We start from the raw sequence: 23,267 nt of genomic DNA, 5'->3' as shown, positions 1-23,267 counted from the left end.
CGAACTCAGTAGTGAAACGAAACAGCGCCGATGATAGTGTAGCATTTGCTATGTGAAAGTAGGACATTACCAGGCTTCAAATTGTAGAAAGCCCGAATCTAACGATTCGGGCTTTTTTACGTCTGCAGAAAAGTAAAATACGTGCAATTAATGCGCACTCACATCAACACCTAGCACGTAGGGCGAGCGTAGCGACTCCCAACGTTAAAATCACATCGAGAATAGCTACAGTGTTCTTATTTCACGAGCTGGGTTACCCGCTACTACAGTATTAGGCATTACATTTTTAGTAACCACAGCACCCGCACCCAGAATACTATTTTCACCAATACTCACACCCGCTAAAATAATTGCACCTGCGCCAACCCATACGTTATTGCCTAACACGATAGATGCTGCAAAGTTTTCCTTATTAAGCCTTTCTGCTGGATTAGTAGCATGTGACACAGCTAAAAGCTGAACGTTCGGGCCAATTAAGCAGTCATCACCTATGGTGATTGAGTGATTGGCTAATGGCGAGTCGAGAAGTGTGCAATTAATATTCATAAAAGTACGGTCACCAATAACTATTTGATTGCCGTAATCGCAATGAAAACCTGATTCTATAATTACACCATCACCCGACTTTAAAAATAACTCCTTGATACGTTTTAAGTTCCCTTTGCTTGGGCTCTTATTGAATAAACGGCAAGTTTCACCAGCTTGCTTTCGCTGTGCTAAGTATTCTTTACTGATACTGTTAAATGACTGCATTGTATTTATCTTTATAACTTAATTGGTTATAGCTTACCGTATTTTTAGTTTTATTATTATTAGAATAAAACTGTGTTTTTTTTGCTCGTTCACTTGCCATTTAGGTTGTTTCGTTTAAAATCGCATAACTTTCGAAACGAAACTTAATTCACGAGCTTTATGACTAAACGAAACACACAACAGCGTCGTCACAATATACTGGTTCAGGTTAATGAACTAGGTGAAGTAGTTGTTGAAAAGCTAGCTGAACAGTTTCAAACATCTGAAGTAACCATTCGAAAAGATTTAACCTCGCTTGAAAAAAGTGGCTTATTACTTCGCCGCTACGGTGGTGCTATAGCACTACCTAAAGAAATTGTTAGCGATGAAGTAGATTCAAAGCGCAAGGTCGCAATAGCAAAAGCGGCGGCCTCACTTATAAACGATCATAATCGCATTATTATTGATAGCGGACGCACTACAGCAGCGATGATCCCTGAACTTGCCAATAAACGTGGGCTCGTTGTTATGACCAATGCGATTAAAGTCGCTAGTCGTTTATTAGCACTTGAGAACGAGCCGACACTTTTAATGACCGGCGGAACGTGGGATCCACATTCTGAGTCATTTCAGGGGCAAGTTGCCGAAAATGTATTATGTTCTTACGACTTTGATCAGCTTTTCATTGGTGCTGACGGTATAGACGTAAAGCGTGGCACTACAACCTTTAATGAGTTAGTAGGCTTAAGCCAGGTTATGGCAAAAGCGGCACGTGAAGTAATAGTAATGGTTGAATCTGACAAGATTGGCCGAAAAATACCAAATTTAGAATTACCGTGGAAAATAGTAACCACATTAATAACCGACAATGGCTTAGCAGACGATAAACGCAAAGCGATTGAGGCGTGTGGTGTAAAACTAATTTGCGCAGAGATTATACAATAGCTACTCAGTAGCAAGTATTTAAAAAATTAATGGAGACACTATGTGTGGAATAGTTGGGGCAGTTGCAGAACGTCCAGTAAACAAAATTTTAGTTGAAGGCCTTAAGCGTCTTGAATACCGTGGTTATGACTCAGCAGGCGTAGCCTTGCTTGATGGCAACACACTTAATACTGTTAAAGCAGTAGGTAAAGTAGTTAACGTAGAAGCAGCGCTAGAAAAAGCCGGCGTTAGTGGTCATACAGGCATTGCACATACGCGCTGGGCAACACATGGTAGCGTTACAGAAGCAAATGCTCACCCACATGTATCAAACAACCAGTTAGCACTTGTGCACAACGGTATTATTGAAAACCACGCTAGCCTACGTACAGCACTTAAAGCAGATGGTTACGAATTCTTATCAGACACTGATACAGAAGTAATGGTGCATTTAATTCACCAACTTCGTAAACAACACACAACGTTACTTGCATCAGTACAAGCAGCTGTTAAACAGTTTGAAGGCGCTTTTGGTACTGTTGTATTTGATAAAGACAACGACAACGAAATCATTGTAGCGCGCTCAGGTAGTCCTCTTGTTATTGGTTTAGGCCTTGGCGAAAACTTTATTGCGTCTGATCAATTAGCATTACTACCTGTTACTCGTAGCTTCATCTTTTTAGAAGAAGGCGACGTAGCGCGTATTACACGTGACACAGTAGAAATTTTTGATGAAAATGGCGACGCTGTAGAGCGTGAAGTGATTGAATCAAACATTACGCAAGATGCATCAGGCAAAGGCGATTACCGCCATTACATGCTAAAAGAAATTTACGAGCAGCCACTTGCTGTACGTAATACTCTTGAAGGGCGTTTAAACGACGACCGCGTAGCAATTGATGCCTTTGGCGACAGCGCTCAGCAAATATTTAAAGATGTAAAACACGTACAAATTATTGCCTGTGGCACGTCTTACCATTCAGGTATGGTTGCACGTTACTGGCTTGAGCAGTTTGCAGGCGTTAGCTGTAATGTAGAAATAGCTTCTGAATTTAGATACCGTCAGTCGTTTGTTCATGAAAATAGCTTACTTGTTACTATTTCTCAATCGGGTGAAACTGCCGATACGCTAGCTGCATTACGCCTAGCTAAAGAGCAAGGTTACATGGCCTCAATGACTATTTGTAACGTACCTGGTTCATCGCTTGTACGCGAATCAGACCTTGCCTTTATGACTAAAGCAGGCGCTGAAATAGGCGTAGCATCTACTAAAGCATTTACTACGCAGTTGGTTGGTTTGTTAATGCTTACTGCGTCTATAGCGCAAGAAAAAGGCCTTGATCAAAGCGCAATTGTAAATGCAATTAAAGTACTTCCAGCTAAGTTAGAAGAAACATTGCTACTAGCTGATGGCATTGCAGATCTTGCAGAAGAGTTTGCTGATAAACACCATTCATTATTCTTAGGTCGTGGTTCGCAATATCCAATTGCAATGGAAGGCGCGCTTAAGCTTAAAGAGATTTCGTACATTCATGCAGAAGCTTATGCCGCAGGGGAGCTTAAACATGGCCCACTAGCGCTTATTGATGCCGACATGCCAATTATTGTTGTAGCACCAAACAATGAGTTATTAGAAAAGCTTAAATCAAACGTAGAAGAAGTACGCGCACGTGGCGGCATTATTTACGTATTCGCAGATAAAGATTCACACTTTGAGTCAGACGACACAATGCGTGTAATCAACGTAAACCACACTGACGACATTATTGCGCCAATAGTTTACACACTGCCATTACAGTTATTGTCGTACTACGTAGCCGTAATTAAAGGCACTGACGTTGATCAACCTCGTAACTTAGCAAAATCGGTTACAGTTGAGTAAAATCAATGGGTTAGTTGTTACCTATTAAAGGTGAAAGGCGCTCAATGCGCCTTTTTTTATGAGTAATTGTAGTTGTGTTCTCTTGTTGCAAGGCAACTTAATTAAATAACAATAAAAATAACTTCGTTTGAATACAATGTTTCGTAATCAACGTCTTCATGGCAATATAGTTATAAACAAAATCAGGGAAGATAAAATGGAACCATGGAATGACGATAAGTTAAATCGAGGTGAGGATGCAAAATATCTAACCTCTTACTTACTCAACCGGTTTACAATAAAAAAAGAAGAACCTTTCGTTTTAAATATTGATGCAGAGTGGGGCTTTGGTAAAACCTATTTTCTTACAAATTGGCGAAGTGATTTAAAGTCACAAGGCTGCGAAGTTGTTTATTTTAATGCTTGGGAGAAGGATTTTACAGATAACCCTTTGCTTGGTTTTATTTCTGCGATCGATAAAGAGCTAAAACCTTTTTTTAGTAAAAAGACCAACGCAAGCCAAAAAAATAAATGGAATAAATTCAAGCTTGCTGCCGCTCCATTACTTTTATCTTTTATAGCAAAAAAATTGACGGGCTATTCTCTAGATCAAATAAACGAATTAATCGAGAGTGATTTTGAGGAAAGTAAAGCATCCGATATAGATAAAAAAGCTACAAATAGATTAGTTGAAGGTCTAACTACTCAAGCAACAAATATTGCGTTAGAACATCAAGAAAGCATAGAAAATAGTATTATTACTTTTAAGACTAATTTAGGGGAGATCGCGAAAAAGGCAGGTAAGGATATAAAACCAATTTTTATATTCGTAGATGAGTTAGACAGATGTAGACCTAGTTATGCCATTGAACTACTCGAGACAATTAAACATTTATTCCAAATACCGCGCGTTTACTTTGTTGTTGCTACTGCATCCGAGCAATTAAGCCATTCAATCAAGGCTATTTATGGTAATAATTTTGAATCTAAAAAATACCTAAATAGATTTTTCGATCAAATTTATCATCTACCACCACCAAATCGCTTGTCTTACTCAGAGTACTTATGGAAAACAGAGCTTGTTAATGATGATAAGTTAATTGCTGTGCATAAAAATGGTAATGCTTATTTGCTGGCTCAAACAGCTCTTTTATGTGATGCGGGTTTACGAGATATTGAACAAGCCATAAAGATTTTACAAGCAATTCAGCTAACAACTGAAGAAAGGCTATATACGTTACCGTTAGTATTTTTAGCTATCCTAAAAATAAGTAAGCCAGAATTATATAAAATTACGATACCAATGTGGAAAGATAAATTTCGAACTGACTCCAGTCAAGATTGGAATATTTTTATTGAAAAAATGAGTAACCCTGAATCAAACTTGGACTCAAATAAAGCCTATGAAGGTAAAATTATTAGCATTATAAGTAAGTTACTAGGAAAAACCGGAATAAAACCTTCAGAAATTCAACAATGTTCAGCGGAGCTTGGCGACATGATCCTATATGACTTTAGCTTCAACCAAAATCGACAGTTTTCGATATTACATTACCCTGAGTTAGTTGAGCGTGCAGGTCGTTTTATATCTTAAATAAAGGGGGAAAACTCCCTTTTCGTATTAATGAGCAAAAATAATCAGATCTAAAGTATACTTAGAGCTTGTAGCTCGAATCGCGCAGCTATTATCTATAAAAACATTTAAATCACTAATCCCTACTTAATAATCGCTAAATACGCTAAAATTACAGGCTACTTTTTTAGCAATGAGCCCGTAACATTCATGACCTCAGCCACAAGCCCTAGCACATTTACCGAACTTGGTCTTATTCCAGAGCTATTAGCTCGTTTAACCGATTTGGAATATACCCAGCCTACGCCAATTCAAGCTAAGGCTATACCTTGTGTGCTTGCGGGCAGTGATTTAATTGCAGGGGCAAATACTGGCTCAGGTAAAACAGCAACGTTTGCGCTGCCAATGCTACAAAAAATGTTTGTTGAACAAGGTAGTAAAAGCTCAGCCAGCAAAGGCAACTTTGTAACAGGGCTTATTTTAGTACCTACTCGCGAGCTTGCTACGCAAGTAGCCGATAGTGTTAAATCGTATTCTGCTAACTTTAATGGCGCAATTAAAACGGTTGCGGTGTTTGGTGGTGTATCGGTTAATACACAAATGCAGGCACTGCGTGGTGGTGCTGATATTATTGTTGCAACGCCTGGGCGTTTGCTCGATTTAATCTCAAGTAACGCGATTAAGCTTGATAAACTAAATACGCTTGTACTTGATGAAGCCGACCGCATGCTAAGCCTTGGCTTTACCGAAGAGCTTGCTGAGCTATTAGCGTTAATGCCTGCTAAAAAACAAACCATGTTGTTTTCAGCGACCTTTCCTGAGCAAGTTAAGTCTCTAACGCAAAAGCTATTAAATGACCCTGTTGAAATACAAGTTCAAAGCAAAGACGAAAGTACGTTAGTACAGCGTGTGTTTACCGTAAATAAAGGTGAAAAAACGACTGTTTTAGCGCATTTAATTAAAACACATAAATGGCGCCAAGCACTGATTTTTGTAAACGCTAAAAAAGACTGTGAGCACTTAGCCAGTAAACTTGAAAAACGCGGTGTTAACGCACAAGTATTCCATGGCGATAAAGGTCAAAGTGAACGTACTCGCGTAATAGAAAAATTTAAAGCGGGCGAAATCGAAGTACTTATCGCAACAGATATTGCTGCACGTGGTTTAGATATTGAAAAACTGCCAGTAGTAATAAACTTTAATCTACCACGCAGCCCATCTGATTATATGCACCGTATTGGTCGAAGTGGTCGTGCGGGCGAAGTAGGCTTAGCATTATCATTAATTGATTATGAAGACTTTCATCACTTTAAAATAATCGAGAAGAAAAACAAGCTTCGCCTTGAACGTGAGGAAGTAGCTGGCTTTGCTGTTAACCAAGCAAACTTAGATGCGGCCCTTGCACTTAAAAATGAAAAGCCAATGGCAAAACCAGAAGGCACAGGCAAGAAAAAGAAAAAAAATAAAGCCGATGATATAGATGATGTATGGAGTGGCTGGCGCCGTAAGTAACAATAGAGCTAAATAAATAGCTGTAAAAACCCGTAATTAGTAAACCTAATTACGGGTTTTTTGTTTTGTGGCTTTAATTTAAAGCGTTAGTTTTAAATTAATGGTCGTGACCTTCATCTTCTATTTCTTGTGCAATCCCTAACCAGGTAATGCTTGCAGGTGGAAAAGTTAACTCTAGCTCACTTTCAATTTCTAGGTCTTCTAGGTGCACTTGCACTATGTGTTGAGCAATTGGGTCGGCAATATAAGCAAACTGACCACTTTGCGCCACTGTCATACTAAAGCTCATTCCTTCGGGCATTGTGGTTACGTCTGCTTGAGTAATATCTACTTGGCCTGCGAGTTCCCAGTGCATTTCACCGTCATGTTTATGCCCAGTAAGTACATTTAAAAAGCCTAGGCTGTCGAGTATTAAAAAGTGTTCACCACTGGCTGAAAAAGAATAAGAAACAGCACTTGCGCCATCAGCAAGTTGCCATTCTACTTCTTCCATTTCGGCATTTTCAGAATGAATACTCAGTAATACTGAGCTACTGCCATCGTGTCCTGCGGCAATACCAAAAATGGTGTCGCTATTTTCGTGGCCATATAAAGTACCAATGCGTTCAGTGCCTACAGCTTCTATATTTGCTACTTTTTGTGCTTCGTATACATCATCTTGTTGATGAGCTATTAGCACACCATCACCACAACCAAATACAACATAGTCGTGGTTTTGTGCTGCGCCGTGTAAATCAGGACATGTAGGCGCTAGCGTTTGTTCAAGTTCGTATTCACCATCATGAAAATGATAAACACCGACTTGGTCTGGCATTACTTTAGCAACTGATGTGCTCTCGCTATCATCACGGCGAATAGTTGATAATAAATGTTCACCACGTGGTTCAGCTACACCGTGCATATTTATATCGTAGCTAATACCAGGGAGTGTTGCTGTTGCGTTAGTGATATCGCTATCTGTTAATACTTCAACAGAAGCAGGCGCACCTGAATCTGCATCGCCATCGTAAAATATTGCTAATTGTCCGTCATGAGTCATTAAGTGTGTAGGGCGGCTACCACTTGTTAGCTCGTAGCTACTAAATGCAGGGCCTTGCTCATAATCATGCAAGTGCTCTGCGTGATCTTCGCGCCACATACCGCCGTCTATAAACCCTAGGTAATCTTGAGTACGATTAGCAATAACAGCATAACGAAAGCCTGGTGATGCAGATAACGTGTTTGAGTCATTGTTTAGTGTAAATGTATCAAGTAATTCGCTGTTGTCTAAATCAAAAAAGCTAGCTTCGTTACTGTCACCTGCCAGAACGGCAAGTCTGCCAAGTGAGTCTATGGTATAGCCGTCGTCATGGTCGTGATCATCATCATCATCATGGTCGTGCTCGTCTTCTACAACAATAGGATCTTTTTCCACAATGTTGGTTTCTGCATCGCCACAGGCCGTAATAAATGTAGCGCTAATAGCGAGTGCAATAAGCTTTAATTGATATAGTTTTTTCATGTTTATTTCCTTTAATTATAATTTTTTAACGCTTAAAAATAACCGCGAATACCTAGCGCAAAACTACGTCCTGGACGTGGCGCTATATCCTTTACAAACGAGCTGTGCACGCGTGCTTCTGTATCTGTTAAGTTAGTGCCTCGTAGGTAAACAGACACATCTTGGTTTAACACTAAAAGGTCGTAAGAGATGCTCGCATCAACTAAGGTGTAACCGTCTGTGGCTGTTTCTTGTGGGGCTGTGCGGTCTTGCTTTTGATAGCGAGTTACGTGAATATGCGCACTTAATTTATCTGTTTGATAGCTTAGCTCGCTGCCAAAACGAAGCGGTGGTGTTCGGGGTAAATCGCCGCCGTCTTTAAGGCGTGCACGAACGTAGTCAGAGAATACATCTAGCTTAAACTCGTTAGTTAGTTGCCATGCAACTTGCGCTTCAAAGCCGTGTAAAACTACATCATCTGTTTTAAATAAATAAACGGGTAGCTCTGATGAATGGTCGTGCTCGTCAACGCCTTCTTCTTCATCGCCATGGTCGTGTCCACTTTCGGCGAATAAACCGGTGTCTATTTGGTAATAGTAGTTATCTACTTGGTTGTAAAAGGCATTTAAAATAAAGCCAACATCGCCTTGAGTTTTACGTAGGGTTAAATCGATATTATTGGCTGTTTCCAGATCAATTGCTTGTTCAGATAAACCCAAATGGCCATCTTCATCTAAATCAAATAGTGCGCCTACTTCGTAAGTGCCAGTACCAATATGCGGCCCAAACGATAACAACTCAGAGGCAGAAGGTGCGCGTTCAGAGCGCGATATCGACAGCCCTAAGTTATAGTTAGATGTAAAATCCCATACTACCCCTGCCGATAAACTGACTGGCGTAAATTCATGCTCTACATCAAATACGCGAGTGGTTTCTGCGCTTTCTTCGTGGCCATGATCATGCTCGTCGGCTTCTTCGGCTTCTTCTGCTTCATCGTGTGCGTGAGCGTCAATATTTGGCAGCAATACGTCGCCTGCTTCAATGGTTACACGCTCAATACGCCCACCTACCTGCACTAAAAAATCACCAAAGTGCCTTTCTTCCATTAACGCTACAGCAAAGCTTTCGGTTTCTGATGGAGGCGTAAAGGCTTCTTCACCTTGTGCTTCAACATCGCTTTGCTTGTAATGAAAGCTAATACCGCCATTCCATTCGTTAAATTGGTTATGCAGTAGGTCTATGCGTAATTCGTTGGTTTCGTTTTTAAAGGTAGTGCCAACAGCGCCGCTCTCAATTTCAGCGTGTTCGTAGTCGGTATGGCCAGCGCGGAGATTTATTTTGTTTAGCCATTTATTATCTAGGTTGTACTCACCTAATAATTGCACTTTAGTTTGCTCTAAATCAGCAAATACGCTTTCTTCTTCGTCGTTGTGTTCTTCCTCTTCTTCCTCGACGTGCGTATGACCAGGAATGCCGTATTGACGATTAAATTGCTCTACCGCTATGCCAATAAATCCATTATCCATTAAATAGCTAGCGCCAACAGTAAAACCGTCGGACTCTTCATTACTGTTTTCAACAGTGTAATCGCCATGATGCTCTTCACCGTTGCTATCTATATCGGCAGCTACAGGCACCTCGTAGTCGTCGGCTTCACGCCAAAACGCATCGGCGTAAAAAGCAAATGAATCGGTACCTGTGGTGGCATTAAACGAGGCTACTTTTTGGTTATCAACCGAGTTATGTTCTACGTTCCACTCGCCACGGGTTGTACTGTCGGTTGGTACGCGGTTATCAACTATATTTACAACGCCACCACTGCCATAAAATAAGGTTGCAGGACCACGTAATACTTCTATTTGTTGTGCGGTCGATGCTTCTGACGCAACAGAGTGATCGGGGCCAACTCTTGATACATCGCTAACATCAAGACCATTTTGAGTAATGAGTACACGCGGGCCGCTTAAACCACGAATAATAGGGGTACTGGCTACCTTACCGTGAAAGTTAGTATTAACGCCTGGGAGTTTTTCAAGGCTATCGCCAAGTGTTGCAGCTTGTTGTCGTCTTAGCTGTTCGCCAGAGAGCACACTTACAGGTGAGGCAGATTCCATTGCCGACATATGAATAGGGGTCGCTTCAATATCAATAACTTCAATAGGCGAGCGCTTTAAATTAAAAGTAACCGATTGGTTTTCATCATTAGTTATTGTTATATCGCGATGAAGATGCGCATAACCAGGGGCTACAACGTGAAGCTCTTTTAAGCCATTTTTTAGTTCTGTTATAACAGATTTACCGTTTTCATCGGTGGTTACTTTAAGATCTGAGCCTTCAACTTCTACCGTTGCATTGGTAACTGCTTTACCTTTGTTGTTTAAAACAACGCCTTCTATTGTGGATGCAAGCACACTAGCCGGCAATAAAGCTGCTATGAGAACAGCTAATTGTGATCTACGTTTCATTTGACTACCTTGTTGGATGTTATATTATATCAATTATGCGAGTAATGTTATAATATATCAACAGTAATTAACTGATGTTATTAAAATGTCTCCTTAAAAGTAGCGTTTTTGAGTGGAGACACTGATTTAGTAGAGGAAATAATGAAGTCGAGTCAAAGTGTTATGGATCGTATGGCAATAGGGTTATCGGTAATGTGCACAGTGCATTGCTTTGCAACCCCGGTTATTTTAGCGTTATTACCAAGCTTTGCTGTAATGCAAATAGATAGTGAGCAATTTCATTTATGGATTCTTGCGGCGGTAATGCCAACCAGTTTGTTGGCATTGAGTTTAGGCTGTAAAAAACATAAACGTACACGTTATATGGTGTCTGGTGTAACAGGCTTAGCTTTTATGATATTTGCCGTATTGCTAGGCCATGAAGTGCTCGAAAAAGCGCTAACCTTAATAGGCTCAGCGTTTATTGCTGTAGCCCATTGGTTTAATTATCAGCAATGTCTTAAACAGAATGACGACAACTGCCCATGTTCAGGCGGTGAGCCAGATCAAGTGGTTTAATGCTATAAGTGCTGGTGGTTTAAACGAAAGCTACACTGGCACTTTATTTTTTATTTAAACTTTGTTTTTTTAGATAGCTTAAATATTCGCTAAAAGTACTTTAAAGTAGGTACTTAATTTATTTTTAGCTTAGGTTAACCAATACAGTGCCTCTTATTTTAAAATCTCTTTTGCTTTTAAGTGCCTTAATATGTTTTAAATTAAGCGCAAATACCCCTTATTCAATACCCCGAAGTAACGTGGTTGAGCTCATTGAGCCCGTTAGCGAGCGGGCGTATCCTGTGTATATTCAGCTTCCTAAATCATACCAAAAGCAGCCTAATAAAACGTATCCAGTTATTTATGTAACCGATGCACCGTATACCTTTCCCATCGTTGCTGGGGCTACACGATTCCCTATGAATAGTGGCAAAATGCAACAGGCTATTATTGTAGCAATTGGCTATGAAAAAGGGTCCGCTGGCTCTAACAGCCGAATTAGAGATTACACGCCTACCTTTGCAAAAGATTGGAAAAAGCAAACAGGTAATGCCAAAGGGCATATTCAGTTTTTACAAAGTACAGTTTTCCCTTTTATTGAAAAAAACTATCGGGCCAGTAACTTACAAAGAACCTACATGGGGCATTCGTTAGGCGGTTTATTTGGCGCGACTATTTTATTAACGACACCCGATTTATTTAGCAATTATATCATTGGCAGCCCATCGGTTTGGTTTGATAATAATGTACTATTAGCGTTAAAAGTGAATAAGCCAAAATTGCCTATAAGGGTATATATATCAGTTGGATCTATGGAAACGCCAGCTTTCGGCGAAGAGCAAAATATGGTTGAAGGTGCTAAGCAGCTAACGCAAAAAATTAATGCGCTTAAAAGTGACAATATAGAATTAAAAAGTGTTGTTATTGACGGCGCTAATCATGCAACCGCATTTCCAACAACAGCAATCCAAGGCTTAGATTGGGTGCTGGGTAAAGCGAAAATTAATACTATTAAATGATTTTTAACAAGCACAAAAAAAGCGACTACCCAATAAGGTGTCGCTTTTTTAGTGAGTATTATTAGCTTATACCAATCCGCAATAATACTTAATCATTTTGCGGGGCTAAACGTGTCGCTACCTGCGTTAAAAAATTCTCAATTAGAACAACTAAATAGCGATTTTTTTGCCTGGCTACCAACTCGTTTTTCCGCCCTCAAAATAGATCACTTAATTAAGCAGGTTGGTATTACTTGTAAAAAGCTTCAACAGTGCCTTTTCTTGTAAGTAAAAGAGGTTGTCCGCGACGATCAAGCCCTTTAGGCGATGCAAACTTTATCCAACCTTCACTGATGCAGTATTCTTCAACATCAAAACGCTCTTTGCCGTTGAACGTGATACCAATATCGTGTTCAAAAACTTCTTCCACATGATGTGGGCTGCGTGGATTAATAGAAAGGCGATCTGGTAAAGCAGGTTTTGCGGTAGTGTCGTTCATGGTCATATTCTATATTGAATGAAGTATGCGCTATTGTAGGCAATACAAAGCTTTCGCTCAAGAGAGATAGTAGTAAATGTGTTTAAAAATGTACTAATTAATGAGTTGTGTATACAAATGAGATTGCGCTTGGAAAATATTTACAGAGGAGGTTTTGAAGATATTCGACTAAATAATTATAAAGATAAATATATTAATGGGTTATTTCTAACCCACTAAATTGTTTAGCAATTAGATGCTAACAATGTTCTCGGCTTGTGGGCCTTTTTGACCTTGAGTAACAGTAAACTGTACACGTTGGCCTTCAGCTAGAGTTTTGAAACCGTCGCCAGAGATTGCGCTAAAATGTGCAAAAACGTCTGCGCCAGATTCTTGTTCGATAAAACCAAAACCTTTTGCTTCGTTAAACCATTTTACTGAACCAGTAGTTGTATNTAGACATAATATGTATCCTAAAAAATTAATATAAGTGTGCCTGAAAAGAGGCGATTGAGCCGGAAAAAATAGTTAACTTGAGGATATCGCGTAGGATTATTACTAAAACAACTCGGTACTAACAAATAAAACAAAACTTCTTTCAAACTAGTATTCAAAATGGGTTATTGCTAACCCACTAAATTGTTTAGCAATTAGATGCTAACAATGTTCTCGGCTTGTGGGCCTTTTTGACCTTGAGTAACAGTAAACTGTACACGTTGGCCTTCAGCTAGAGTTTTGAAACCGTCGCCAGAGATTGCGCTGAAATGTGCGAACACGTCTGCGCCAGATTCTTGCTCGATGAAACCAAAACCTTTTGCTTCGTTAAACCATTTTACTGAACCAGTAGTTGTAGTAGACATAATATGTATCCTAAAAAATTAATATAAGTGTGCCTGAAAAGAGGCGATTGAGCCGGAAAAAATAGTTAACTTGAGGATATCGCGTAGGATTATTACTAAAACAACTCGGTACTAACAAATAAAACAGAACTTCTTTCAAACTAGTATTCAAAATGGGTTATTGCTAACCCATTTTAACGAAAGCAATTAGATGCTAACGATGTTTTCAGCTTGTGGACCTTTTTGACCTTGAGTAACAGTAAACTGTACACGTTGGCCTTCAGCTAGAGTTTTGAAACCGTCGCCAGAGATCGCGCTGAAATGTGCGAAAACATCAGGACCAGATTCTTGCTCGATAAAACCAAAACCTTTTGCTTCGTTGAAAAATTTAACTGTACCAGTTGTAGTATTAGACATAATAGTATCCTAAGAATTAATAAAAGTGCGCCTTAAATTAGGCAATTTAACAGGAAGAAAACATACATTTAACTGAGGATAACGCGAAGGATTATTACTAAAACAACGTGGTACTTACAAATAAATAGGGTTTTCTGTCAACCCGATGGCAAGCAGGATAACAGTAAATTAAGTCATATACCAAGCCCTATTGTAAATTTATTTTAGAGTAAGTGCTTTATTTGTTTGTTCGTTTTTTAACTAACTAGTTATGATTGAGATGATCTTTTTAACTTATAAATTAAAGTTAAGTTTATTTTAATCAAAGCTTTACGCTTATTTTTGTACACAGTTTTAGAGTAGGTAAAATACAGGTTTTAACTGGTTAAAACATGACCTAATTACCTACTAAATTTTTTGATATATATCTTAAATAACGTGATTCATTAGCCCCAAATTACAAATCCAAGTATTAATAATGCAATCCAAAGTGTTTCAGCAACAATTAAAATAATAGGTTTTATACCTACTTCGGTAAGTTTTCCTAAATTAGTTTTCATACCAATGGCTGAAATAGCCGCAATTAAAAAGAACTGCGAAAGTTCGTTAGCGGTTTCAAGCACTATTATAGGAAGAGAAAAGCAGCTATTTATTATCATGAGTATGACAAAGCCAATTAAAAACCCAGGGACTTTAGGTAATTCTCCGTGTTTTTCTTTATTTGAGCGATTAATAATAACCATCATAATAAGTACAACGGGTAGCAGCATAGCAACACGTACAAGTTTAGTGAGGGTTGCTATATCGCCAGTCTCAGGTGATACCGAATAACCAGCACCTACTACCTGCGCTACGTCGTGTATTGTGCCGCCTAAAAATACGCCTGCATTATGGGCGTCAAACTCAAGGTAATTAACCACAATAGGGTAGAGGATCATAGCAAGGGTCGACATGGCTGTTACGCCAATAACCGTAAGTAAAGTATCGCGCTCTTTATGTTCGCTGTTTGGCATAATAGAGGAGATAGCTAGCGCAGCAGACGCTCCACAAATAGCAACTGAGCCGCCTGTAAGTGCACCAAAGCGTTTTTGTAAGCCAAATGCGCGCGCAAGTACTACGCCTAAAATAATAGTAGTAAATATAGCGCCCGCTAACATAAGTGCGGTTTGCCAACCTAGTGTTACTAAATCTCCCAGTGCTATGCGTGTGCCTAGCAGCACTATACCTACGCGCAAAACCGTGGTGCCGGTAAAGTCGATACCTTTGGCGCAAGGGCTATCGCTTTGATATAAAAATGAGACTGCCATACCCAGTAACAAAGCAAACAGCATGGCTGGCGCGCCGTAATGCTCACTTAAAAATAAAGCGGCAAGGCCAGTCATTGCAGCAATGCTGGTACCTTGCCATAAAGGTGATATTTTACAGCTTAATTTACTACTTAAGCGCTGCATTACGCTTTAGCTGCGGTAAGTGCTACTAACACTTGGCGTTTACGTTCGCCTGTAAAAGGGCGGCGACCATGCATAGCCATTTCGTTATCAACTAAAGCTACATCGCCATCTTGCCATGCAAGATCAAAGGTAAATACTTTTGAAAGCTCAACAATTTTATCAAGTCCAGCTTTAGGAATAGCACTGCCATCGCCAAAGGCAATAGCAACCGATGGGTTTTCGCGTACGCCTTTCCAGCCCATGTAAGCGGCAATCAGTTGGTTATAAAAAACCTGTACGTTGTTTTCAAGAGTTACTACAGCAGGAAGTACCGGTGTAACGGCTTTTAGTGAGCCGTCTTCAAGCCATTCCCACTCGTAACCCAGTTCGGTTAATTTGTTATGTGCTTCGTCTTTGGTTTCAACGCTTAGTGTACTTTTCCAGCTTCGGCCTTGGCCTGATGTTGCATCGTCAGCGGCTGGCATATAGGTGGTGTACTTTAGGCCTTTGTGTTCAAAGTCATGGGCAAGTTTACTGTCGTATTCTTTTAATGCGCTAAATAACTTATCTGATCGACAAAGAGGTGTTGCACCACCTTCTTCTGCGGCCGATTTACAAAAAAAGAATAACTTACTTGGCGAAATAGGCGTTTGTGCCATTTCGTGGTGTAAGTATATTTCTACATCTTTTGGCGCTTCGTTAGCTGTAAATACACGCTCGGTAAAATTAATACGCACCGCGTTTGAAAGCGACTCTTTATAAGTAAAATTGTCGTAATCAAACCCAGCTGAAAACGTATCAAATGTTTCGGCGCTATTTACAGGAAAGCCACGAAACAACACAGCTCCTGAGCTGCGAAGTTTTTTAGCTAGTTCGCTTTTATTGGCGCGAATGAAAGCTACCGCTTCTTCAACGGTGCTGGCGTTATTGTTATTAACCACAATGCACGGAAAAACCGAATCATCGAATGTTAATTGAGTTGGCACTGAGGCGTAGTTAATTTCGGTAGCTGACATTGTATGTTCCTAATCGTAAATTGGGTGAAAACGGTTAAAGGCAGCTTCACAAAAGTGCCCAGGGTCGTTAAATCGGCGATTACTGTTAAGCGCAGAAATTTGCGCCATTTCTTGCTCTGTTAATTCAAAATCAAACAGTGCGAGGTTTTCTTTCATGCGTTCAAGTTTTGAAGTTTTTGGAATAATGGCAGTGCCACGTTGCACGCCCCAGCGAAGTACGACTTGTGCTGGCGTTTTGCCATGATTTTGTGCAGCCGCTTTAACAACGCTTTGCTCAAGAACCGATTCGGTTTTATCTGCCATTTCAAGCTCAAGATACGAAAGTGCACCCAGTGGTGAAAACGCAGTAACCGGAATATCGTACTGCTTAGCTAATCTTACTAATCGCTCTTGCGTTAAATAAGGGTGCGACTCAATTTGCAACATAGCGGGTTTGATATTTGCGTAGGTCATTAAATCGTGAAGCAGTGCGCTTGAGTAATTACATACCCCAATGCGTTTTGCTTTGTTGCTGTGTACTTGTTCTTCCATTGCTTGCCACGTTAAATAAAGTGGTACTTTTGCCAACTCCATTTGTGGGTTTTGCGCCGTAGGATCAACAAACCACTCTGGTGGATAGCGGGTTTCTATTGGCACAAATGTTTGCGCAATCGGAAAATGAATTAGGTATAAGTCTAGGTAATCTAGCTTTAAATCACTCAGTGTTTTATCAATCGCGAGGCCAACATGCTCTGGTGCATGAAAGGTATTCCACAGTTTTGATGTTACCCATAATTCTTCACGGGTACATAAGCCATCGTTTATTGCTTGGGCGATGCCATCGCCTACTTGTTCTTCGTTACCGTAGTCTGATGCGCAATCAAGATGGCGGTAACCTGCCTTAATGGCTTGGTATACCGTTTGTGCACAATCTTCTTGCGCGACTTTCCATAAACCGAACCCTACTGGAGGGATATTATTTAATGAACTCATTGGGAATTCCTGTTAAAAATGCATAATGACTTAGGTCTTGTATAAGACATAAGTTATTATACGAATCAAACAGTGTCAATACTGTGTTAACAGCAAAGCAGTAAATGGTTCAGTTAAAAAACCTACAGGCAGCAAAAAGGCAGCGTTTGCTGCCTTTAAAAAATATTTAATTATTATGCGCTAAAGTGGGTTTTTAGCACTAAACACGCTTTTAATTAATCAAGCTCAATTTGATAGTGGTAATGATCGCTACGGCATTTGCTTTGGCGGTATTCAATACGCTTACCTTCGATTGATTCGGTAATACGTGATACCAGCAGTAGTGGGTCGCCAGCTTTAATAGCAAGCATTTTGGCATCATCCATTGTAGCAAGTACGGCTTTAATACTGTCTTGGGTTTTGTGTACAGTTTGGTTAAATTTGGTCTGATAGTAATGGTACAATGTATGCGGAATATCACTACTTTGATGTATATCAGGAAAGTAGCTTTGCGGTAGGTATATAGTTTCGCTCATGCAAAATTCGTTATCAAGAATACGCCTACGAACAAGCTTGGTAACTTTGTCTTTTTTATTGAGTTGTAACGCTTCTATTACTTCAACTGGTGCTGCACAAAGCTCAACCGATAGCAGTTCAGCCTTTGGCAAATCGGCGCCTTTACCGTCGGCTTGTAACGGAAAAAATCTAAATAAGGCATCTTGCGCAGTATGTTGCGATACAAACGTACCAACACCTTGGCGACGAGTCACTATTTTATTATCGGTTAATAAATTAAGTGCTTTACGAACCGTACCTTGGCTTACGTTAAATTCTTCAGCAAGGCGAAATTCGCTTGGTAGTGCTTCGCCAGGTACCCAGCGTCTTTCAACAATGAGCTGTTTAATATAATCAGCCACTTGTAAGTAAAGCGGTTGAAAAGCCAAGCTTGGGCCACTTAATTTGTGATCAAACATAGAGTTACTCATTATTATTTACCATTAAATTTAATCCACCTGTAGTTATATCATAGGTGAAACCTTTTACGCATATTTGCGCTAGCTCAATTAAACGTGAACTACTGCTGTAATGTTTTTATAGGCGCAAAATATACATTATGCCTAAAAACAAATCGTTACACTACAATAGCTCACCCTTAGGAAATTAAAAGTGCTCAGTATTTCTTTCGAACTCATTTTGCTTATGGCGCTGTGCCTAAGCCTCGCCACTATTATGCAAACTCTTAGTGGGTTTGGCTTTGGGTTGCTGGTGGTTGCAAGTTTTACGCTGCTAGATGTATTGCCGCTCACCGCGACTACATTTTTAGTGAGCTTATTGGGTTTAGTTAACTCCACAACTGTGGTGGTTAAAAACCGCAGCTCGGTAAAAGTACCCGAGCTAAAACTTATGTTGTATACCGGTATTCCGTTAATGCTGGTAGGTTTTGTGCTGCTTGAGTTTATGTCGTCGCATTTAACGCACTATTTAAACTTTATTTTGGGCGTAAGCATTCTATTGTGCTGCGCTTTAATGCTGATTGGCCGCGATCGTGCTAATAAACAAAGCCGTCCTCGTTCGTTTTTAATAGCCGGTGGGGTGAGTGGGTTACTTGGAGGGTTGTTTTCAACCTCTGGGCCACCGCTTGTGTTTCAGTGTTATAAGCAAAGTTGGTCTATTGAAGCTATTCGCAGTACGTTATTAGCGGTATTTACTATTGGCGGGCTAGTACGTGTAGGTATCGCTTTATTTGGTACTTTGCCAGAGCTCGATATTATGTTTTTAATTGCAGCGGCTATTCCTTTGGTGTTGTTAGTTACGCATTTTGCTCGTAAATTAACGCCCTACGTAGACGCTAAATGGATACGCATTATAGCTATTACGCTGCTAGGACTGAGCGGCGTATCGCTGGTGGCTACATCGGCGCCGGGTATATTTTAAAAATCGCGATGTAAATAATTCATCTTAGGGTTATTTACATTGACATGGGGATTACAATTATTTAACTTGTGTCTTATACAAGACTAATAATTGGTTAAGGAACTCCCATGAATGCATTTGAATTACGTGAGCCAGACTGGAACGCAATAGAGCCAGCACGCTTAACCGCACAGCCAAAGTTACAAGGTAATGTGCTGGTTTTGCCCACTCAGTTTGGTGATATTAGCGTAACGATAAGCCAGTTTGGTTTACGTTTAAATGCAGGCACCACGCATGACGAGCAGTTTAAAATATTAACCACAACCCCATCAGAATATCCCCTTACACTTAGCAAAAACAATAATGATTACAGTGTAAGCGGTGGCGAATACCGCCTAGAATTTTACAGCGACCCTTTTCATTTCAAACTTTATAAAAACGATGAGCTAGTACAGCAATCAGCAACTGATGGCCACTTTGTACGCCAACACCGTTTACCGCCACTGGCTAAAACAGATAACGGCTGGATTTTAAGCCTTGAGCTTAACTACGATGAGGCAGTGTATGGTCTTGGCGAAAAGTGGGGCAAGCTTGATAAACGCGGCCAACTTATTCGTTCATACAACCACGATGCGCTGGGCGTTAACGCCGAAAAGTCTTATAAAAATACCCCGTATGCATGGAGCCCAGAAGGCTGGAATTTATTTGTACATACACCCGCGCCTGTTACCCATGGCGTCGGTTATGCATTGTGGTCGCAACGCGCTTATGTATGTTTAGTTGAAGATGACGCGCTAGATGTCTTTTTATATCAAGAACAAACACCAGCTCAAAGTATTAACCGCTATTGTGAACTAACAGGTTTTGCACCGGTGCCACCGCAGTGGAGCTTTGGTGTTATTTTATCAAAAGCGTATTACAAAGATGCCGACGAACTACTTAGTGTTGCCCGCGAAGTACGTACTAAAAAAATGCCGTGCGACGTAATTACCCTTGATGGCCGAGCATGGCAAGACACCGACACTCGCTTTGCCTTTGAATGGGACCCAACACGCTACGCCGACCCAAAACCAGTGCTTGATGAACTTAAAGCCATGGACTTTAAAATTTGTGTGTGGGAATACCCGATGATCTCGGTAAATAACCCATTGTTTGCTAAAGCGGCCGAAAACGGCTGGCTTATAAAAGACAAACGCACAGGCAAAGCGTATCAATACGAGTGGGATTTAAGTCCATTTGGCGAAGTACTTACGCCGCTGCCAGAGTCGGGTATTTTAGATTTTACGCACCCTGATGCTTACGAATACTGGCTCGAATCGCACAAGCCATTGTTTGAGCTTGGCGTAGATATGATAAAAGCAGATTTTGGCGAACAGTTAGAAGACGAAAATATGGTATCGCACAGTGGCGACAGCGGTATTAGATTGCACAACGTTTATAGCATGTTGTACAACCGCTGCGTTTATGAAGCCGCCGAAAAATACTGTAAAACAGGGCCATTTTTATTTAGCCGCTCAGCATGGACTGGCAGCCAACGATTCCCAGCTCAATGGGGCGGCGACCCACAAGCCGATTGGCAAGGTTTAGCGGCGAGCATTCGCGGCAGCTTAGCATGGGGCATGTCGGGCGGGCCGTTTTTTGCAACCGACATTGGCGGTTTTTACAAAGACACTCGCGACGCAGAGCTTTACGTGCGCTGGGCGCAAGCCTCAGTATTTAGCGCACACATGCGCTTGCATGGTATTGGCCCTCGCGAACCGTGGTCTTATACTGAGCAAGCAAGTGACGCGGTATTTGCAGCACTTAAACTACGCTACCAACTTATTCCTTATTTAGAACAAAGTGCAGAGCAAGCGCAGCAAACCGGTTTGCCGATTCAGCGTGCAATGGCACTGGCATTTCCTGATGATGTGCTAGCACATAGTTTTGATCAGCAATTTATGTGCGGTGAAAAATTACTGGTTGTGCCATGTGTAGTACCAAACGGTAAAGTGAAATTTTATTTACCACAAGGCAGCTGGATTCGCTTTCCGAATAAACAAGCTTACGAAGGTGGTAAGTACTACGAGCACACACTCGCACTTGAAGAAATGGCAGTATTTATGCGCGAAGGCGACAGCCTAATGCTTGGCCCAGACGTTCAACACATAGAACAAGACATGAGCCAATTAACGCCATGGCCTAAATAAAACTCGGCTTAATAAAAAACACACAACACACATACAACACACACAATAATAAAGATATTAGCTTACTTTTTACCGAGTAAAGTAAGCTAAAAGGGGCGCAAGATGGAAGGTATGAACATTACCATGACACTGCTATCGTGCTTGGCGTTTATGGCGCTGGTGGGATATATCTCGTACCAAAAAACCAAAGGGGAAGTTAACACCCAAGATGGCTACTTTTTAGCGGGTCGTGGGTTAACAGGTACATTTATAGCAGGGTCGATGATCCTCACTAACTTATCGGCCGAGCAACTAATTGGCCTTAATGGCTCAGCTTATGGTTACAACCTAAGCTCAATGGCGTGGGAAGTAACCGCAGGGATCTCAACCATTATTATGGCGTTGATCTTTTTGCCTCGTTATTTAGCGGGCGCGTTTTCTACCTTACCTGAATTTTTACGGGATCGTTTTGACGATACCGTACGACGCATGACGGTGATCTTATTTATGGTAGGGTATTGTTTTATAACGATCCCTTCTGTTTTGTACTCAGGATCAATTGCCGTACTTAGACTTTTTGATGTACCCACCTTATTAAATATGAGCTACCAAGCAAGCCTAATTGTGACCATTATTACAGTGGGTTCAGTTGGGGCTATTTATGCTGTATTTGGTGGTTTAAAGGCGGTTGCGGTATCAGATACCATTAACGGTGTTGGGTTATTAATTATTGGTATTTTAGTGCCAACACTGGGCTTAATTGCATTGGGTGATGGTAGTTTTTCAGAAGGGTTAAGCACCCTAGTAAACACCGACACAGAAAAGCTCAATGCTATTGGTAGTAGCGATGATCCCGTGCCATTTGGCACTATTTTTACAGGGATGATCTTAGCTAATTTGTTTTATTGGGGCACTAATCAGTATGTGATCCAGCGTACATTGGGCGCTAAAAACTTAGTTGAAGGTCAAAAAGGGGTGTTGTTTTCAGGGTACTTTAAAGTGCTAGTACCGTTTATGATGATGATCCCAGGCGTTATTGCTTACCATCTTTATAAACACGAAAGCCTGCCAACTATCGATTTAGCTTACCCACATTTGGTAAAAGAAGTACTTCCACAGTATTTGTCTGGGTTCTTTTTAGCGGTGCTACTAGGTGCCGTATTTAGCTCGTTTAACTCACTGTTAAATAGTGCAGCAACCTTATTTTGTTTAGACGTTTACAAACCAATGAAAAAAGACAAAGTAACAGACAGCCAACTTATAAAAGTGGCTAAAATTACCAGTATTATTATTGCCGTATTATCGTTTATAACCGCGCCATTATTGATGTTTGCACCTGAAGGCTTATGGCACATAATTCGTGTATTTACAGGTTTTTACAACATTCCGGTCATCACAATTGTATTGGTAGGTTTGTTTACTCGAAAAGTGCCTGCACTGGGCGCTAAAGTCGCGATTATATTCCATATTATTGCCTACACCTTGCTTAAATTTGTATGGGATGTAGACATTAACTTTATTCATATTTACGCCATTTTGTTCATAATTGAATTGGCAATAATGCTGGGTATTGGTTACTACAAACCACTTAAAACACCATGGCAATTTACACGCAAAGCCGAGGTAGACCTTAATCCTTGGAAGTACGCATTGCCTTGCGCCATCGTATTAGTAGGCCTAATTGTTAGCTTATATATATTGTTTTCTCCGCTCGGATTAGTGGGTGGAACCAGTGTGTACTTTGTACCAAGTTTAGTTGCTGTTTGGTCTACTGTTTTAGTGCTTAGCTGGTGGAGTGTACGTCGTTGGCAGGTTCGTTACGAAAATAGCTTAGCGCGTATTGGGGCTAAAAACGCCGCATAACGTGCGGCTATATTCTATACACCAAACTTAAATCACATTTAATTCACATAATGTTTGCATTAGTAAGATAGTTTGTTTAAATTTAAAGCTCTTATATAAGATATAAGAGCTTTAAGGAAAGTATCACACA

20 protein-coding genes are annotated in these 23,267 nt (G+C 40.5%); 9 read left to right on the top strand and 11 right to left on the bottom strand.

Annotation, left to right across the window (positions count from 1 at the left end):
* Positions 1–225: 225 nt before the first annotated feature.
* Complete coding sequence (locus tag I6F54_RS13585) at positions 226–753, bottom strand: sugar O-acetyltransferase (protein WP_197141813.1); 528 nt, start codon at positions 751–753, stop codon at positions 226–228.
* A 159-nt stretch (positions 754–912) separates the two neighbouring features.
* On the opposite strand from I6F54_RS13585, the gene I6F54_RS13580 reads away from it, so the two are divergent.
* The 4 genes from I6F54_RS13580 to I6F54_RS13565 all read left to right on the top strand — a co-directional run bounded on the left by I6F54_RS13580 (position 913) and on the right by I6F54_RS13565 (position 6,602).
* Entirely contained in the window at positions 913–1,677 is a 765-nt protein-coding gene (locus tag I6F54_RS13580; RefSeq protein WP_166421745.1) for a DeoR/GlpR family DNA-binding transcription regulator, read from the top strand.
* 40 nt (positions 1,678–1,717) lie between these two features.
* Positions 1,718–3,538 (top strand): glutamine--fructose-6-phosphate transaminase (isomerizing), encoded by a 1,821-nt coding sequence (gene glmS / locus I6F54_RS13575; RefSeq protein WP_197141811.1) that lies wholly within the window; start codon positions 1,718–1,720, stop codon positions 3,536–3,538.
* 196 nt (positions 3,539–3,734) lie between these two features.
* Complete coding sequence (locus I6F54_RS13570; protein WP_197141809.1) at positions 3,735–5,111, top strand: KAP family P-loop NTPase fold protein; 1,377 nt, start codon at positions 3,735–3,737, stop codon at positions 5,109–5,111.
* A gap of 189 nt (positions 5,112–5,300) precedes the next feature.
* A complete protein-coding gene (locus I6F54_RS13565) occupies positions 5,301–6,602 on the top strand; it encodes a DEAD/DEAH box helicase (protein ID WP_197141807.1) in 1,302 nt (433 codons plus the stop codon).
* A 97-nt stretch (positions 6,603–6,699) separates the two neighbouring features.
* Here I6F54_RS13565 and I6F54_RS13560 read toward each other — a convergent pair whose 3' ends face one another.
* Together I6F54_RS13560 and I6F54_RS13555 are read right to left on the bottom strand one after the other, a co-directional pair.
* Positions 6,700–8,103, bottom strand: coding sequence for a 5-methyltetrahydrofolate--homocysteine methyltransferase (locus tag I6F54_RS13560; protein ID WP_197141805.1), 1,404 nt, complete (start codon positions 8,101–8,103; stop codon positions 6,700–6,702).
* 32 nt (positions 8,104–8,135) lie between these two features.
* Entirely contained in the window at positions 8,136–10,547 is a 2,412-nt protein-coding gene (locus I6F54_RS13555) for a TonB-dependent receptor (RefSeq protein ID WP_197141802.1), read from the bottom strand.
* A gap of 141 nt (positions 10,548–10,688) precedes the next feature.
* On the opposite strand from I6F54_RS13555, the gene I6F54_RS13550 reads away from it, so the two are divergent.
* Both I6F54_RS13550 and I6F54_RS13545 read left to right on the top strand, forming a co-directional pair.
* Positions 10,689–11,105, top strand: a complete 417-nt coding sequence (locus I6F54_RS13550; RefSeq protein ID WP_197112666.1) for a MerC domain-containing protein — start codon at positions 10,689–10,691, stop codon at positions 11,103–11,105.
* A 146-nt stretch (positions 11,106–11,251) separates the two neighbouring features.
* The gene (locus tag I6F54_RS13545) at positions 11,252–12,103 is read left to right on the top strand and encodes an alpha/beta hydrolase (RefSeq protein WP_197141800.1); all 852 of its coding nucleotides are present in this window, start codon (positions 11,252–11,254) and stop codon (positions 12,101–12,103) included.
* A gap of 229 nt (positions 12,104–12,332) precedes the next feature.
* Here I6F54_RS13545 and I6F54_RS13540 read toward each other — a convergent pair whose 3' ends face one another.
* The 8 genes from I6F54_RS13540 to I6F54_RS13505 all read right to left on the bottom strand — a co-directional run bounded on the left by I6F54_RS13540 (position 12,333) and on the right by I6F54_RS13505 (position 18,178).
* Positions 12,333–12,581, bottom strand: coding sequence for a DUF3297 family protein (locus tag I6F54_RS13540; RefSeq protein ID WP_002963088.1), 249 nt, complete (start codon positions 12,579–12,581; stop codon positions 12,333–12,335).
* A gap of 231 nt (positions 12,582–12,812) precedes the next feature.
* The gene (locus tag I6F54_RS13535; RefSeq protein WP_197141815.1) at positions 12,813–13,028 is read right to left on the bottom strand and encodes a cold-shock protein; all 216 of its coding nucleotides are present in this window, start codon (positions 13,026–13,028) and stop codon (positions 12,813–12,815) included.
* A 182-nt stretch (positions 13,029–13,210) separates the two neighbouring features.
* Entirely contained in the window at positions 13,211–13,420 is a 210-nt protein-coding gene (locus I6F54_RS13530) for a cold-shock protein (RefSeq protein ID WP_010554515.1), read from the bottom strand.
* A gap of 186 nt (positions 13,421–13,606) precedes the next feature.
* Complete coding sequence (locus tag I6F54_RS13525; protein ID WP_006792548.1) at positions 13,607–13,816, bottom strand: cold-shock protein; 210 nt, start codon at positions 13,814–13,816, stop codon at positions 13,607–13,609.
* 425 nt (positions 13,817–14,241) lie between these two features.
* Positions 14,242–15,246, bottom strand: coding sequence for a YeiH family protein (locus tag I6F54_RS13520; protein WP_197119533.1), 1,005 nt, complete (start codon positions 15,244–15,246; stop codon positions 14,242–14,244).
* Positions 15,246–16,241, bottom strand: coding sequence for a TauD/TfdA family dioxygenase (locus I6F54_RS13515; protein ID WP_197141798.1), 996 nt, complete (start codon positions 16,239–16,241; stop codon positions 15,246–15,248). The genes I6F54_RS13520 and I6F54_RS13515 overlap by 1 nt, the downstream gene beginning before the upstream one ends.
* Positions 16,242–16,250: 9 nt before the next feature.
* Entirely contained in the window at positions 16,251–17,213 is a 963-nt protein-coding gene (locus tag I6F54_RS13510; protein WP_197141790.1) for an aldo/keto reductase, read from the bottom strand.
* Between the two features lie 215 nt (positions 17,214–17,428).
* Positions 17,429–18,178 carry a GntR family transcriptional regulator gene (locus tag I6F54_RS13505; protein ID WP_024589596.1) on the bottom strand — a complete coding sequence of 250 codons (750 nt, stop codon included), beginning with the start codon at positions 18,176–18,178 and terminating at the stop codon, positions 17,429–17,431.
* A gap of 181 nt (positions 18,179–18,359) precedes the next feature.
* Here I6F54_RS13505 and I6F54_RS13500 point away from each other — a divergent pair, with 181 nt between their 5' ends.
* From I6F54_RS13500 to I6F54_RS13490, 3 genes are all read left to right on the top strand, one after another.
* Positions 18,360–19,127 carry a sulfite exporter TauE/SafE family protein gene (locus I6F54_RS13500; protein WP_331458729.1) on the top strand — a complete coding sequence of 256 codons (768 nt, stop codon included), beginning with the start codon at positions 18,360–18,362 and terminating at the stop codon, positions 19,125–19,127.
* A gap of 107 nt (positions 19,128–19,234) precedes the next feature.
* On the top strand, positions 19,235–21,295 hold the full coding sequence (locus tag I6F54_RS13495; protein WP_197141787.1) for a glycoside hydrolase family 31 protein: 2,061 nt from the start codon (positions 19,235–19,237) through the stop codon (positions 21,293–21,295).
* A 102-nt stretch (positions 21,296–21,397) separates the two neighbouring features.
* Positions 21,398–23,137: a solute:sodium symporter family transporter gene (locus I6F54_RS13490; protein ID WP_197141785.1), complete on the top strand. Its 1,740-nt coding sequence runs from the start codon at positions 21,398–21,400 to the stop codon at positions 23,135–23,137.
* Positions 23,138–23,267: the final 130 nt, after the last annotated feature.

The organism is Pseudoalteromonas sp. SWXJZ10B (genome assembly GCF_015864475.1).
Lineage (GTDB): Bacteria > Pseudomonadota > Gammaproteobacteria > Enterobacterales > Alteromonadaceae > Pseudoalteromonas > Pseudoalteromonas arctica.
The sequence above is the reverse complement of the archived record's forward strand: the minus strand, read 5'-3'. Positions and strand labels throughout refer to the sequence as shown.